The following is a 13,958-nucleotide window of genomic DNA, read 5'->3' as shown; positions in this document are numbered from 1 at the left end:
CGCCCGGGCCTCATTTCAGCGGCGTCGCCAGCAGCTGCCGGCCCTTGCCCCGGGTCGTCAACGCCTCGAGCCTTGGTTCATGGATCCAGACGTCGCCGGGTCCATCGAGCAGGAAGCCAAAGCTGATCGACCAGCCCTTTTTCGGGACATGCGGGATTTCGAGCGCGAAGGGCGTCCATCCCGTCTTGCGATCGAGCGGTGCGGTCGGCGTGCCGTTGCCGGCGATCACGCCGCGTTTCTCGATCCCCACCGCCAGCCAGAGACGGACGTTCGCGCCCTTGTTGGTTGCGATATAGCCGCTGAAGCGCACGCCGCGCCCGCGATAGGGCGCGGCATCGACGATCTGCCGGAGCTGCCCGAAGCCCGCCGGCAAGCGGGCACGCGCCCCGATGCACAAGGGCGATCCATCCACCGGCGCGCGAAAGACATAGTCCCGGATCGCGGTCCCGGCCCGCTGCCAGTCGGTCCCGCCGATCGGGTCATTGTCCCGCGCCAGCATGAACTGGCCGCTCGACGGATCGCGCGCGATCATCATTTGCGGACCGGAGGATGTCCGCGAGACGTCCACCGCATCGCTCGGGTCGCCGGTACGGCGCACGCAGGTCGGTAGCCGCCCATTGACCACGATGTCCGGCCGGACGCCGGTCACCACGATATCGGCGGGGTGTGCCGCATCCTGCTCCCCGGCCAGCGCGCTGCCCGACAGCAGCATGAGCAGCGCCGCGGGCCAAATCCGTCGTGCCTGGGCCATCGCCCTTCTCCGTTCGTACGGGCATTCATTATACGCCGTACCGGTCGCAAGCATCTGCTTTATGAGGTGTCTCCGCGCGCGCCGATTCAAGCCGGCGCGCTTTCGTGCTGAACTCCCCGACTCGCCGGCCCGCGAAAGCCGTGCCGACTATTCGCGTTCAGCCCGAAGAAAAGCCTCATGATAAACCGATACCCCTCGCGTAATTCGGGAAATAATCCGTCCCTATCGCGGCAATACCGTCATGCGCCCGAATCGCATGATTCAGCTATTCCTGCGCCCCTCCAACCGCCCCGCTCCCTATTCGCCGCGCAACGCTCAAGAACCGCTCGATTTCGCCCCGCTCGCAGGTGCCTCGCGAAATTCGGCGACTATTCGACCGGATCGCGCAACGCCGCGCCTTCTCCAACACCTGTTGTAGGCGTTTACTGCGCCGGTCCGATCCGGGCGCGCGCTTTACTCAGCGAGCGCGGCAGACCCGGTCACCCGAAAGCCGGCGGCCATGGTCGCGGCTCCGGTTCCCGGCTGCCCGCCGCCGACCGTCAGCCCATAAGCCCCCGGCGCCACGATCCGCTTGCCCGCCTCGGTCACGCTCGACAGCCCGCGCGCATCCAGGTCGAAATGCACCCTGGTCGCGGCGCCCGCGGCCAGATGCACCCGCGAAAAGCCGCGCAGCGCCCGGACCGGCATGCCCGGCGCCTGCGGGAAGCTCAGATAGAGCTGCACCACTTCGTCGCCGGCGAGTTTGCCCGTGTTGCGCACCGTCACGTCGACGCCGAGCGCATCGCCCGCCTTCACCGTCGCGGCGGAGAGCAAGGGCTTGCCATAAGCGAAGCTGGTATAGCTCAGCCCGTGCCCGAACGGGTACAGGGGCTTGCCGGTGAAGTAGCGATAGGTCCGCTCCTTCATCGCATATTCCTTGAACGGCGGCAGCTGGTCGACTCCGGTATAGAAGGTCACCGGCAGGCGCCCCGCCGGGTTGTTCGCGCCCGACAGCGTCTCGCCGATCGCGGTGCCGCCGGCCTGGCCCGGATACCATGCCTCGAGGATCGCATCGGCATTGGCCGCCGCCCAGTTCACCGACAGCGCCGATCCGTTCATCAGTACCACGGCCAGCGGCTTGCCCGTCGCCTTGACGGCCTTCAGCACCTCTTCCTCGGGCGCGGGCAGGTCCAGGCTGGTGCGGTCGCCGCCGACGAAGCCCGGCACGTTCACCGTCATCTCCTCGCCCTCCAGCGCGGAAGTGATGCCCACCACGCCGATGACGAGGTCCGCGCCCTTGGCCGCCGCGACGGCACGCGCGAGCGCGTCGGTGCGCACCTCGTTCCACACGAAGCGCGGCGGGAAACGGCTCGGCGTCTGCTCGATCAGCACCTTGTGTTTCACGCCCTTCTCGAAGCGCATCTCGACCAGGTTGGCGCCGCGCTGCTGCGGGTTCATGTTGTCCGCGACGAGCTTGTCGTCGATCCACAATTTGGCGGATCGTCCGTTGATGCCGATCTTGTACAGCCCGTCGTCCGGCGCCGCCACGAAGCCGCTCCACCGCGCGGAGGTCACCGCCGCATCCGGAATCACCGCGGGCGTGTTGCGGCTATAGGCGATGATCGCATCGGTCCGGCTCACCGCCGGCGCGCCCGCGAAATCCGCGCCGCGCCAGAATTCGGCCTTGAGCCCCGGCGCTCCATCGGGCGTCGAGAGCGACGCCGTCGGCACCGGCTCGGCCGCGCGCAGGAAGTCGGTGCCCGGCTCGAACAGGATCTCCGCACCGGGAAAGGCCTTGCGGATACCCTCCAGCGCGCTCACCGGCGCGACCGGCGTGCCGTTGTAATTGCCGTTCAGCACATCGACCTGATCCGCCAGCGGACCGACCACGGCGATCCGCTTCACGCCAGGCTTCACCGGCAGCACGCCATTGTTCTTGAGCAGCACCATCGCCTCGCGCGCCAGCGTCGTGGCGAGCGCGCCATGCTTGGGCGAATTGAGCGCGCTGTCCGGAATGGCGTTGAACGGCACCATTGCCGGCGGGTCGAACAGCCCCAGCCGCATGCGCGCCGTGAACAGCCGGCGCAGCGAGGTGTCGACCACCGCCTGGCTCACCAGCCCCTGCTTCATCGCATCGACATAGCGATCGTAATCGGAAGTCGCGCCTGCGCTGCGGCCATATTCGGCGCAATCATTGTCGACGCCCAGCTTGAGCGAGATCGCCGCCGCCTCGGCCACCGTCTTGGTATAATGATGCCCGCGCTCGATATCGGCGATCGAGTCGCAATCCGACACCACATGCCCCTTGAATCCCCAGGCCTCGCGCAGCCGGTCCCTGAGCAGGAATTCATTGGCGCAGGCAGGCTGGCCGTTGATCGCATTGTACGCGCACATCACGGACTCGACCTTGCCGTCCACCACCAGCGCACGGAATGCGGGCAGATAGGTATCTTCCTCGTCGTGCAGGCTGACGGGGATATTGTCGCTGTGCCGCCCCGGCTCGGGGCCGCTGTGCACCGCATAATGTTTGGCGGTGGAGGACACGCGGTAATAATGCGCATCGTCGCCCTGCATGCCGCGCACGAAGTTCACGCCCAGCGTGGCGGTCAGATACGGGTCCTCGCCATAGGTCTCCTGCCCCCGGCCCCAGCGCGGATCGCGGAAGATGTTGATGTTGGGCGACCAGAAGGTGAGGCCCTGCATGATGCGGTGTTCGCCCCCGGCCTTTTCGATCAGGTTCCATTTCACCCGGCCCTCGGTGCCGATCGCCTCGCCCATCGTCTTGATCGCGGGCGCATCGAAGGTCGCGGCAAGCCCGATCGGCTCGGGAAATACGGTGGCGAAGCCGTTGTTCGCCACACCGTGCAGCGCCTCGCTCCACCAGTCATAGGAAGGCACCCCGAGCCGCGGAATCGCGCGCGCCTGGTTGACCAGCTGCGACGCCTTCTCCTCGATCGTCATCTGCGCGATCAGCGCATCGACGCGCTGCTCGGTGGGCAAGGCAGGGTTGCGCCATGGCGCCGGCGCTGTCTGCGCAAAGGCAGTGCCGGACAGCAGCAGCGCAGCGAGCGAAAGGCCAAGCCCCGCCCTCCTGCCTTCGCCGGGGAAGGAAGAAGAGAAAGAACCAAAAATCATTTCCGATACCCCTGCCAAAGCCATTCGATCGCCCCCGGCAAGGTCTGCCCAACCACCCGCTGGTCGACATGAACCGAGTCCCTCGCGAACACGTAATGATAGGAATAACCCTTCGCCTTCAGCGCCGCGGCCATGCGCTGGTTCGCCATCGGCCAATTGTGGAAGGTCGATTCCGGATCGTCGTAATGCAGGTCCTTCTCGCCGACATGCATCCAGATGCGGATCGGTTTCCGGGGGCTCTCGGGGACCAGATGCGCGTGATAGTCCCAGGCGCCCTCGGGCGTCGCAGGATCGGGCGGGCTCTGCTGGTTCACGAAGGTGCCCGAATAGGACAGCACCCGGCGATACCATTCGGGGTGGAACCAGGCCATGCTGAACGCCGCTGCCGCGCCGGAACTGGCGCCCATGGTCGCCCGCCCTTCCGGGTTTTTGGTGAAATTGACCCGGTAGTTGCGCGTCACCAGCGGCAGTACTTCGCGCTCGACGAACTCGGCATAACGGCCCGAGACCGCGTCGTACTCCAGCTCGCGCTCGGAGCCCTGCGCATCGCCGCCGCCCGACTGGATCATCACCGCGACCATCGGCGGCACGCGCTTCTGCGCAATCAACGTGTCGAGCGCGAGCGCCACCCGTGTCGCATAATCGCGCCCGTCCTGGACGACCATGAACGGCGTCTCGGTCCCGGCTTTATAGCCTGCCGGGATGTAGACGATCACCTCGCGGCGATAGGGCGCCGGTTCGGACTGAAGCTCGGCCTTCGCTGCAATCCGGTTGCCAAAGCCGTCCCGCTTCGCCGTCGTCTCGTTCTGCAGCTGCCGGATGCCGGGATAGATTGTCGAATCCTGCGACAGCATCACGAAGCCGTGCAGCGTGCCCATCGGCTGGCCCGGGTTGACCGCCATTTCCGGGGCATCGGTGTAGGCGGGGCCGATCACTTCCTCGGTCTTGGCGTCCTGCGCGAGGGCGCCAGTAGCCAGCAGAAGCGCCCCAACTGTTCCTCCCCACGCAGTGGGGAGGGGGACCACCCGCTTCTTCAGCGGGTGGTGGAGGGGACTTGGAGCGAGGCGACGTCGCCGCGCTCCAAGTCCCCTCCACCGCGCAAGCGCGGTCCCCCTCCCCATCTGCGATGGGGAGGAAAGAAGATCACCATCACCAAATCTCATCGCGTTAGCCCCTCCGGCCCGTCGTCAGATCGCATAACCCTTGCGCTGCGGCCGGCTGAGCATCGCGTTCGCCGCATCGTCGCCGATGAAGCGCTCCTTGACCGGGTCCCAGTGCAGCCGCCGTTCGGTGCGCATCGCGGTCCAGTGCAGCAGGCAGGTCGAGCAGGCCCGGTGCCCCAGCTCCGCCGGCGAGATGTTGGGTTTGCGCGTCCGGATCGAATCGATCCAGTTGCGATGCTGTTCGGGGCTGCGCGGCAGGTGGATCTCGTTCGGCCCGATCACGCTGTCGAGGATCTTGGGGTTGCTCGCCAGCAACCCGCTCGTCCCCGCCGCGGCGATCGCCGGATCGCTCGCCGTCACCCCGCCGCCGGTGCGCGTCACGAAGATCGAACCCTCCGTGCCGATGAACTTCACGCCATTGGGCAAGGCGCCGGAGATCTTCATCTCCACCCCGTTCGCATATTTGCCATAGGTCTCGAACGGCCCATGCACGTTCCACAACCCGCTCTTGGGGAACTCGGCCTTGCCCCAGATCTCGACCGGGCCGCTATGTTCGGTGTCCATGCCCCAATGCGCGATGTCGACATGGTGCGCGCCCCAGCCGGTGATCATGCCCGCGCCGAACTGTTCGCAGCGCAGCCAGCCCGGCCGGCTGAACGTGCCGTCCTGCGGATGCACGCGGATTTCGGTATAATAGACCTCGGGCGTCGTCCCGAGCCACGCGTCGTAATTCAGGTTGGCGGGGATCGGCATCGGCGGCGCCTCGGGCCCGGAAGGATCGCCCGGCAGGCCGATCTCGACATGCGTCAGCTTGCCGATCCGCCCGTTGCGCACCAGCTCGCACGCGCGGTGGAATTGCGGCCACGGGTCCTGCGATCGTTGCTGCGATCCGATCTGCAGGATGCGGTCGGTCTTCGCCACGGCGTCGGCCATCTGCCGCCCCTCGGCGATCGTCAGCGATGCGGGCTTCTGGCAATAGACATCCTTGCCCGCCCGCACCGCATGGATCGAATTCGGCGCGTGCTGATGGTCGGGCGTCGAGATGATGACCGCGTCGATGTCCTTGTTGGCCAGCAGCTCGTGATAGTCGGCATAGCCGCGCGTGCCCGAATAGGGCTTGCCCGCCTTCTCGCCGTACGTCTTGTCGACCAGCTCGATGCCCTGCTGCACGCGCCGCGTGTCGAGGTCGCACACCGCCACGATATGCGCGTCGTCGAACTTGAAGACCTCGGCCATGTCATGGATGCGCGAGATGCGCCCAACGCCGATCGCGCCGATATTGATGCGCTTGCTCGGCGCATTCGCGCCGAACACGCTGGCCGGCACGATCGACGGAAAGCCGACCGCGGCCACTGCCCCGGTCCTGATCAGGTCGCGCCGCGAGAAACCTTTGGTCATGACAATGTCTCTCCGTCAGGCCGTGATCGGCCGGGTGGCGTTTTTCTGGGCCTTGAGCACGAGCTCGGCGGCGAGCAGTGCCTGTTCCTGGTCCTGCGCGATCGAAGTGCGCTCGACGATGTCGGTCACGAATTGCGGCCCGAACGGCAGATAGACCTTGCTGCAATCCAGATAGCGCGCGCTCTTGCCGTCGACGACGAACAGGTGGTTGCCGCCGGGCTTGCCGGTCGGGTCGGCATATTTGCGCAGCTCGATATAGCCCTCGGTGCCCAGCACGAAGAGCCGCCCGTCGCCCCAGGTGCCGAGCCCCTTGGGCGTGAACCAGTCGACCCGGAGATAGCCGGTGCCGCCATTCCCGCGCATCGTCATGTCGCCGAAATCTTCGAACAGCGGCTTGTCGGGATGGTTGATGTTGCCGGTCTGCGACGCGACGACCTCGGCGCGGTTGCTCCTGGTGAAGAACAGGAACTGCTCGGCCTGGTGGCTGCCGATATCGGTCAGGATGCCGCCGTACCGCGCCTTGTCCCAGAACCAGTCGGGCCGGCTCGCCGGGTTCACCTGGTGCGGGGCGATGTTGATCGTCTGCACGACCCGGCCGATCGTGCCTTGATCGATCAGCTCGCCCGCCTTGATCGCGGCGGGCACTTCCAGCCGCTCGGAATACATGATCGCGAACTTGCGCCCCGTCGCCTTGATCGTCGCGCGCACATCGGCAAGCTGTTTCAGGCTGGTGATCGCCGGCTTGTCGCCGAGATAATCCTTGCCCGCCTTCATCGCGCGGATGCCGAGCGGCGCGCGCAGGTCGGGAATCGGCGCACCGGCGATCAGCTGGATCGATCTGTCCTCGAGGATCTCCGCCTCGCTCCGCGCCAGCTTCGCGCTCGGGAAGAGCTTCTGGAAAGCGGCGAGCTGCTTTGCATCGGTGGCATAGACCCAGACCAGCTCACCGCCGCCGCGGATCACCGCCGCGGTCATCGAATAGATATGGTTGTGGTCGAGCCCGATCACCGCGAATTTGATGTGATGCTTCGGCCGCGGATCGCTCGGCGCGCCGGTATTGACCGTCTCGGGAACGGCATTGCCGCTCAGCGCCTGCGCCATCACGTCACCCGGCAGCGCGGCGGCAAGCCCGGCAAAGCCGGCGCCGGTCAGCATCGAGCGGCGGTCGATCGAATTCATGTCGTCTCTCCTGGTGGCCGGCGCTCAGTTCTTCGGCGTCGCCGGCGTCGTCCAGTTTATCACATGATAGGTCGTGTTGGTCGTGCCGACATTGCGCAGCCCGTGCAGCGAATTGGACGCGTTGAAGATCACCGATCCCGGCCCGAGCCTTTTCCACACGCCGTCGGACAGGGTCTCGACCGTGCCTTCGCGGATGATCACCAGCTCCTCGTTCGGGTGCTTGTGCGGGGCGTGGGACGTCTGGCCGGGCTTGAGCGTGGTGACGTGCATCTCGAGATCGTCGAGCGTCGCGGTCGGCCCATTGCCCAGGCTGCGCACTTCGCCGACATCGGTCGGAGTGACCTTCATCGTATTCCAGTCCCACACCGACGGGCCGATGATCTTCCTGGTCTGGGTTTGCGCCATAAGGCCGGCGGAACAGGTGAGCGCTACCGACGCCAGCGCCACGACCAGGTCCCTACGCGTGATGCGCATCGCGATAATCCTCTCCTGGCCGGTGCGCCCGTGCTTCTCGGACGTCAGCGGAATCGCGCCGGTGGTAGCGCTAACCGGGTAGGTATCGTGTATCCTATAGGATTGTCAAAGCGCCATCTTCGGATCCGCGCTGATTCCGGTGGCTTCTTGCGGCTGGTCGCTCAGGCGCAGCATCGCCACGGCGGCGAACGCCATCAGCATGGCCGCGATCGCGATCGTCCAGATCGGCTCGGTCGGGAAGAATCGGTGGATCACCGGACCCATCACGAGCGCGATGAACAGCTGCGGCAGCACGATGAAGAAATTGAAGATGCCCATATAGACGCCGAGCTTGCCCGTCGGCAGCGCGTTCGCCAGCATCGCATAGGGCATGGTGAGGATCGACGCCCAGGCCACGCCGATCGCGATCATCGGCAGGATCAGCATCTGCGCGTCGTGGATGCCCAGCATCGCGGCATAGCCGGCCGCGCCGATCAGCAGGCAGATCATGTGAGTCCGCGCGCAGCCGATCCGCCGCACCAGCAGCGGCAGCAGAAAGGCGGCGGGCACCGCCACGCCATTATAGACGGAGAACAGGATGCCGACCCAGTCGGCACCGTCATTATAGGCTTTGGACGACGGGTCGGTCGATCCGAAGACGTACCGGGTCACCACCGGCGTGGTATAGACCCACATGATGAACAGCGCAGACCAGGAGAAGAGCTGGACGACCGCCAGCCGCTTCATCTCGCCCGGCATGTGCACGATATCGCGCAGGATCTGCGCCACGGCATTGCCCGCTTTCCCGTCATCGCCCGCTTTCCCGTCATCGGGCGCCGGCGCCGCATCCTCGCCGGCAAAGACACGCAGCGCCTCGGGCGGATATTCGCGCGTGGCGATCACGGTCCACAGCACGGCGGAGAGGATCGCCGCCGCGCCGAGATAAAAGGCGTAGCGCACCGCATCGGGGATCACGCCGGGCGGCGCGACATTGCTTGCCCCGAGCGCGGTGATCGCGAAGGGCGCGAGCGACCCCAGCACGGCGCCCGCGCCGATAAACGCGGTCTGAAAGGCATAGCCCATGGTGCGCTGCGCCGGGCCGACCATGTCGCCGACAAAGGCGCGGAACGGCTCCATCGACACGTTGATCGCGGCGTCGAGCACCCAGAGCAGCAATGCCGCGGCGAGCAGCACCGGCGCATGCGGCATGCCGATCAGCGCCAGCGCGGCGAGCAGCGCCCCGATCAGGAAATAGGGCCGCCGCCGCCCGAACCGGCCCCAGGTGCGGTCGCTGAAATGCCCGATCAGCGGCTGGACGATCAGGCCGGTGATCGGCCCGGCGATCCAGAACAGGGCAAGGCTGTCGACATCGCTGCCGAGCGACTGGAAGATGCGGCTGATATTCGCGTTCTGCAGGCCGAACGCGACCTGGATCCCGAAGAATCCGAACGAAATATTCCACAGTCCGGCCAAGGACTGGCGCGGCCGTCCGGTCACTCTGTCCACCCCTGCATGTCTATTTTTTTGTTTTCTGCCGGTCAGGATGTCAGTGACTTGGCGTCGCGGCAATCCCCGTTCGCGTATGGCCGTTGCTTTCAGCCCGGGGCGGCGCGCAAAAGGACGGAAACCGTAGGGGAGGGGCTGTGACGCGATCGGACGAGACGAGCGCATGGTGGCGCGGCGCAGCGATCTACCAGATCTATCCGCGCAGCTTCGCCGATTCGAACGGCGACGGCGTGGGCGATCTTGCCGGCATCACCGCGCATCTGGGTCATGTCGCATCGCTGGGCGTCGATGCAGTGTGGCTGTCGCCCTTCTACCCGTCGCCGATGAAGGATTTCGGCTACGACATATCCGATTATTGCGGCGTCGATCCGCTGTTCGGCACGCTGGCCGACGTCGACGCGCTGGTCGCCCGCGCACACGGCCTCGGGCTGAAGGTGATCGTCGACCAGGTCTGTGCCCACACCTCCGACGAGCATGCATGGTTCGCCGAGAGCCGGTCCGACCGCACCAATCCGCGCCACGACTGGTATGTCTGGGCCGATGCGAAGGTGGACGGCACGCCGCCCAACAACTGGCAGTCCGTGTTCGGCGGCCCCGGCTGGACCTGGGACGCACGGCGCGGCCAATATTACATGCACAATTTCCTCAGCAGCCAGCCGCAGCTCAACGTGCATCTGCCTGCCGTGCAGGACGCGTTGCTCGACGTGGCGCGCTTCTGGCTCGATCGCGGGGTGGACGGGTTTCGGCTCGACGCGATCAGCTGTGCGATGGTTGATCCCGCGCTGCGCGACAATCCCGCGCGTCTCGGCAACAGCCGCCGCACCCGCTCGTTCGATTTCCAGTTCCATATCCACAACCAGTCGCACCCGGATATTCCGCTGTTCCTCGAACGCGTCCGCGCGCTGACCGATCGCTATCCGGATCGCTTCACCGTGGCGGAGGTCGGCGGCCCCGATGTCGAGCCCGAGATGCAGAGCTTCACGCAAGGCGATCACCGGTTGAACACGGCCTACGGTTTCAACTTCCTCTATGCGAAGACGCTGACGCCGGCGCTGGTCCGCGACGTGCTGGAACGCTGGCCCGATACGCCCGGCATGGGCTGGCCGAGCTGGGCGTTCGAAAATCACGACGCGCCCCGCGCGGTCTCGCGCTGGGCGCCGCCGGGGCATGAGGCGGCGTTCGCGCGGATGAAGATGCTGCTGCTCGTGGCGCTGCGCGGCAACATCTTCCTGTATCAGGGCGAGGAGCTCGGTCTCACCCAGGTCGACATTCCGTTCGACCGCCTGCGCGATCCCGAAGCGATCGCCAACTGGCCCCTGACCCTCGGCCGCGACGGCGCCCGCACGCCGATACCCTGGGCGGCCGGGGAAGCGGGGCGGGGCTTCTCGGCGGTGGAGCCATGGCTTCCCTTCGGCCCGGACCATGCGGCGCTGGCGGTCGACCGGCAGGAAAGGGACGGGGCGTCGATGCTGGCACTCACCCGGCGGCTGCTGGCGATGCGTAAGGCGAATGAGGCACTGCGGACCGGGACGATCCGGTTCGTCGAAGCGTCGGAATCGCTGCTGGCGTTCGAGCGGGCGTCGGCCGGGCAGCGGCTGTTGTGCGTGTTCAACTTCTCGGCCGAAGCGCGGGGGTGGGCGCTTGAGGATGCGGACTCATGGAAGGTGATCGAGCAAGTGGGCGACATTGATGGCTGGGCGGTCGGCCCATTCGGAGGATTGATTGCAGAACGCGCCGCCTAACCCCTCACCGTCACCCCGGACTTGTTCCGGGGTCCATCGTGGTTCGGGCGCTTCGCTTCGCGAAGTGGGCTGCGCCCCGCCGCAGAATGGATGCCGGAACAAGTCCGGCATGACGGTAAGGTCAGGCGAACGCGAACGCCTCAACCTCACGCCGCACTCCAACCTCGAGCGCCTCCGCTACCAGCCGCAACGGCGCCAGATCCACATCGCTCTCCCCGCGCTCGACCAGCTCGGCGAAGCGCGCATAAAGCCGCGGATATTCCACATTCGCCCCCACCGGAATCGCCTCGCCCGCAATGGTCAGCTCTGCGCCACCCATCGCCAGCTTCAGCATGCCGTCGGGCGTATCGATCTCGATGTCCCAGCGCTGCACGCCCTCATGCAGGAAATCGAGCGTGACCGAGACCGGCACCGCGCCGCTGCGCAGCGCCAGCGTCCCGGCGATCGGCTGCGACCGACCCGCCGGCACGTCCAGCCCGGCCGACTCCACCGTCAGCGGTGCTGGCAGCAAGTCGGTCAGGATCGACAGCGCGTTGATCCCCGGATCGAACACGCCGAAGCCGCCCGCTTCGAGGATCCATTCCTGCCCGGGATGCCAGACGCGGATGTCTTCCTTCCAGGTCACCCGAACCGCGTCGATCGTCCGCCCCGCCAGCCAGGCGCGCGCCGGGTCGACCCCGGCCGCTTCCTGCGAATGCCAGGCCGTGAACAGGGTGACGCCCGCGTCTTGCGCCAACGCTTGCAACCCGGTCACCTCGTCGACGGTCAGTCCCGGTGGCTTCTCCAGCAGCACGTGCAGCCCCGCCGCGATCGCCTCTCGCGCCGCCGTAACGCGGGCGAAGGGCGGGGTGCAGATCGCCACCGCGGCCGGCGCATTGGCCGCGAGCAGCTCGGGCAGATCGGGATAGATCCGCACCTCGCTGGGCGCCGCATGCGGATCGACCGCCCCGACAAGCTGGAACCGGGCGTCGGCACGGATCGCCGGGACATGCTGATCCCGGGCGATCTTGCCCAATCCGACAATGGCGATCGGCAGCATCAACGCTCCTTACTTCAGCGCCACGACGGTCACCGATTTGGCCGGCAAGGTCAGCACTGCCTTGCCCCCCGTCACCGTTACCGGTGCGATGTCGCGCGGCGCAACCGCCAGCGGCTCGCCGATGCGATTATGCGCGTCGATCCGGTCGGCGGTCAGCACGCTGCCGGTCACGGTCGATGCCGTGCTGCCATCGACGTTCAGGGTCACGGTCAGCGCATTCACCGGATCGAGATTGGCCAGCGAGACATGCACCACGCCGTCAGCGCTGCGCACCGCCGAACTGCTCAGCGACGGCATCACCCACTGGTCCTTGTTGTACCAGGGGCTGGTCATATCGACGGGCAATTGCGTCGCGTCCTGCCACGGCACGTACATGCCGAATATCTGATAGGTCGGCGTCACCACCATCTTGTCGCCGTCGGTCAGGATCATCGCCTGCAGCACGTTGATCATCTGGGCGATATTGGCCATCTTCACGCGGTCCGCATGGCGGGTGAAGATATTGAGGTTGATCGCCGCGACCAGCGCATCGCGCAGGCTATTCTGCTGCTGCAGGAATCCGGGATTGCTGCCCGGCGTCGGATCGTACCAGGTGCCCCATTCGTCGACCGCCAGCCAGACGCGCTTTGCAGGATCGTACTTGTCCATGATCGCGCTGTGCTTGGTGACATACTCGTCCATCAGCAGCGTCTTGGACAGGGTCTTCGCCCAGTCCGCTTCGTCGAATCCGGTCGCCGAACCCTTTTTCTGCCAGGTGTCCGGCACGGTGTAATAATGCACCCCGATGCCGTCGATGGTGCGCCCCGTCTCGCGCATCATCACTTCAGTCCAGTCGTAATTGGAGTCGCTGGCGCCGCTGGCGATCTTCAGCGTCTTCGTCCCTTGCGGGACTTTGACGAAGGTCGAATAGCGCTTGGTTACGTCGGCGGCATATTGCGGGCTCATATTGCCGCCACAGCCCCACAGCTCGTTGCCCAGCCCGAAATAGGGGAGCTTCCACGGCTCCTTGCGGCCGTTCGCGCGGCGTTCGTTGGCGAGCGTCGAACTGGTCGGCGAGGTCATATATTCGACCCAGTCGGCCATTTCCTGCGGCGTGCCGCTGCCGACATTGCCGGAGACATAAGCCTCCGCGCCGACCGCTTCGGTGAAGTTCATGAACTCGTGCGTGCCGACCGCATTGGGCTCGGTCACGCCGCCCCAATGGGTGTTGACCTTGACCGGGCGCTTCGTGCCGACGCCCTCGCGCCAATGATATTCGTCGGCGAAGCAGCCGCCCGGCCAGCGGATCAGCGGCACCTTGATCGCACGGAGCGCCGCGATCACGTCGTTGCGAAACCCATCGGTGTTGGGAATGCGCGAGTTCCTGCCGACCCACAGTCCGCCATAAATGCCGGTGCCGAGATGCTCGGCGAACTGGCCGAAAATCTCGCGCTGCACCTTCGGGCCGGGCTTGTCGGCATGCACGGTGATGCTCGCCTCTTTCGCCTGTGCCCAGGCAGTGCCCGATCCGAGCGCCATCGCCGCCGCCAACGCGATCCGCGCAACCCTTTTCAACCGTCCCATTGCCGCCATCGCCCCGATCCTCTCACAGATGCCGTTTAAGACGGCTGGCT

Annotated in this window: 10 protein-coding genes; 1 reads left to right on the top strand and 9 read right to left on the bottom strand. The window is 66.2% G+C overall.

Annotation, left to right across the window (positions count from 1 at the left end; genetic code table 11):
- Nucleotides 1-10: 10 nt before the first annotated feature.
- The 7 genes from ACZ1I5_RS18725 to ACZ1I5_RS18695 form a co-directional block, all read right to left on the bottom strand.
- Nucleotides 11-751 (bottom strand): hypothetical protein, encoded by a 741-nt coding sequence (locus tag ACZ1I5_RS18725; RefSeq protein WP_465170755.1) that lies wholly within the window; start codon nt 749-751, stop codon nt 11-13.
- Nucleotides 752-1,204: 453 nt separating this feature from the next.
- Nucleotides 1,205-3,865, bottom strand: a complete 2,661-nt coding sequence (locus tag ACZ1I5_RS18720; protein ID WP_465170754.1) for a glycoside hydrolase family 3 C-terminal domain-containing protein — start codon at nt 3,863-3,865, stop codon at nt 1,205-1,207.
- Nucleotides 3,862-4,800: an alpha/beta hydrolase gene (locus tag ACZ1I5_RS18715; protein ID WP_465170753.1), complete on the bottom strand. Its 939-nt coding sequence runs from the start codon at nt 4,798-4,800 to the stop codon at nt 3,862-3,864. The genes ACZ1I5_RS18720 and ACZ1I5_RS18715 overlap by 4 nt, the downstream gene beginning before the upstream one ends.
- Nucleotides 4,801-5,052: 252 nt before the next feature.
- Nucleotides 5,053-6,426, bottom strand: coding sequence for a Gfo/Idh/MocA family protein (locus tag ACZ1I5_RS18710; RefSeq protein WP_465170752.1), 1,374 nt, complete (start codon nt 6,424-6,426; stop codon nt 5,053-5,055).
- Nucleotides 6,427-6,441: 15 nt separating this feature from the next.
- Nucleotides 6,442-7,605 carry a Gfo/Idh/MocA family protein gene (locus ACZ1I5_RS18705; RefSeq protein ID WP_465170751.1) on the bottom strand — a complete coding sequence of 388 codons (1,164 nt, stop codon included), beginning with the start codon at nt 7,603-7,605 and terminating at the stop codon, nt 6,442-6,444.
- A 24-nt stretch (nt 7,606-7,629) separates the two neighbouring features.
- Entirely contained in the window at nt 7,630-8,079 is a 450-nt protein-coding gene (locus ACZ1I5_RS18700) for a cupin domain-containing protein (RefSeq protein ID WP_465170750.1), read from the bottom strand.
- A gap of 105 nt (nt 8,080-8,184) precedes the next feature.
- Nucleotides 8,185-9,555, bottom strand: a complete 1,371-nt coding sequence (locus ACZ1I5_RS18695; protein WP_465170749.1) for an MFS transporter — start codon at nt 9,553-9,555, stop codon at nt 8,185-8,187.
- Nucleotides 9,556-9,701: 146 nt separating this feature from the next.
- Here ACZ1I5_RS18695 and ACZ1I5_RS18690 point away from each other — a divergent pair, with 146 nt between their 5' ends.
- Nucleotides 9,702-11,306, top strand: coding sequence for an alpha-glucosidase family protein (locus tag ACZ1I5_RS18690; protein ID WP_465170748.1), 1,605 nt, complete (start codon nt 9,702-9,704; stop codon nt 11,304-11,306).
- A 121-nt stretch (nt 11,307-11,427) separates the two neighbouring features.
- On the opposite strand, the gene ACZ1I5_RS18685 is transcribed toward ACZ1I5_RS18690, so the two are convergent.
- Nucleotides 11,428-12,345, bottom strand: a complete 918-nt coding sequence (locus tag ACZ1I5_RS18685) for a Gfo/Idh/MocA family protein (protein ID WP_465170747.1) — start codon at nt 12,343-12,345, stop codon at nt 11,428-11,430.
- 9 nt (nt 12,346-12,354) lie between these two features.
- On the bottom strand, nt 12,355-13,917 hold the full coding sequence (locus ACZ1I5_RS18680) for an alpha-N-arabinofuranosidase (RefSeq protein ID WP_465170746.1): 1,563 nt from the start codon (nt 13,915-13,917) through the stop codon (nt 12,355-12,357).
- Between the last annotated feature and the right edge of the window lie 41 nt (nt 13,918-13,958).

It is taken from the genome of Sphingomonas sp. BL-S-30, assembly GCF_055521475.1.
This window is presented reverse-complemented; position numbering and strand designations above follow the sequence as displayed.

Bases quoted from the DNA above. Each gene is read 5' to 3' on its own strand.
- ACZ1I5_RS18725 (WP_465170755.1), bottom strand. From the start codon at position 751: ATGGCCCAGGCACGACGGATTTGGCCCGCGGCGCTGCTCATGCTGCTG.
- ACZ1I5_RS18720 (WP_465170754.1), bottom strand. From the start codon at position 3,865: ATGATTTTTGGTTCTTTCTCTTCTTCCTTCCCCGGCGAAGGCAGGAGG.
- ACZ1I5_RS18710 (WP_465170752.1), bottom strand. From the start codon at position 6,426: ATGACCAAAGGTTTCTCGCGGCGCGACCTGATCAGGACCGGGGCAGTG.
- ACZ1I5_RS18705 (WP_465170751.1), bottom strand. From the start codon at position 7,605: ATGAATTCGATCGACCGCCGCTCGATGCTGACCGGCGCCGGCTTTGCC.
- ACZ1I5_RS18700 (WP_465170750.1), bottom strand. From the start codon at position 8,079: ATGCGCATCACGCGTAGGGACCTGGTCGTGGCGCTGGCGTCGGTAGCG.
- ACZ1I5_RS18685 (WP_465170747.1), bottom strand. From the start codon at position 12,345: ATGCTGCCGATCGCCATTGTCGGATTGGGCAAGATCGCCCGGGATCAG.
- ACZ1I5_RS18680 (WP_465170746.1), bottom strand. From the start codon at position 13,917: ATGGCGGCAATGGGACGGTTGAAAAGGGTTGCGCGGATCGCGTTGGCG.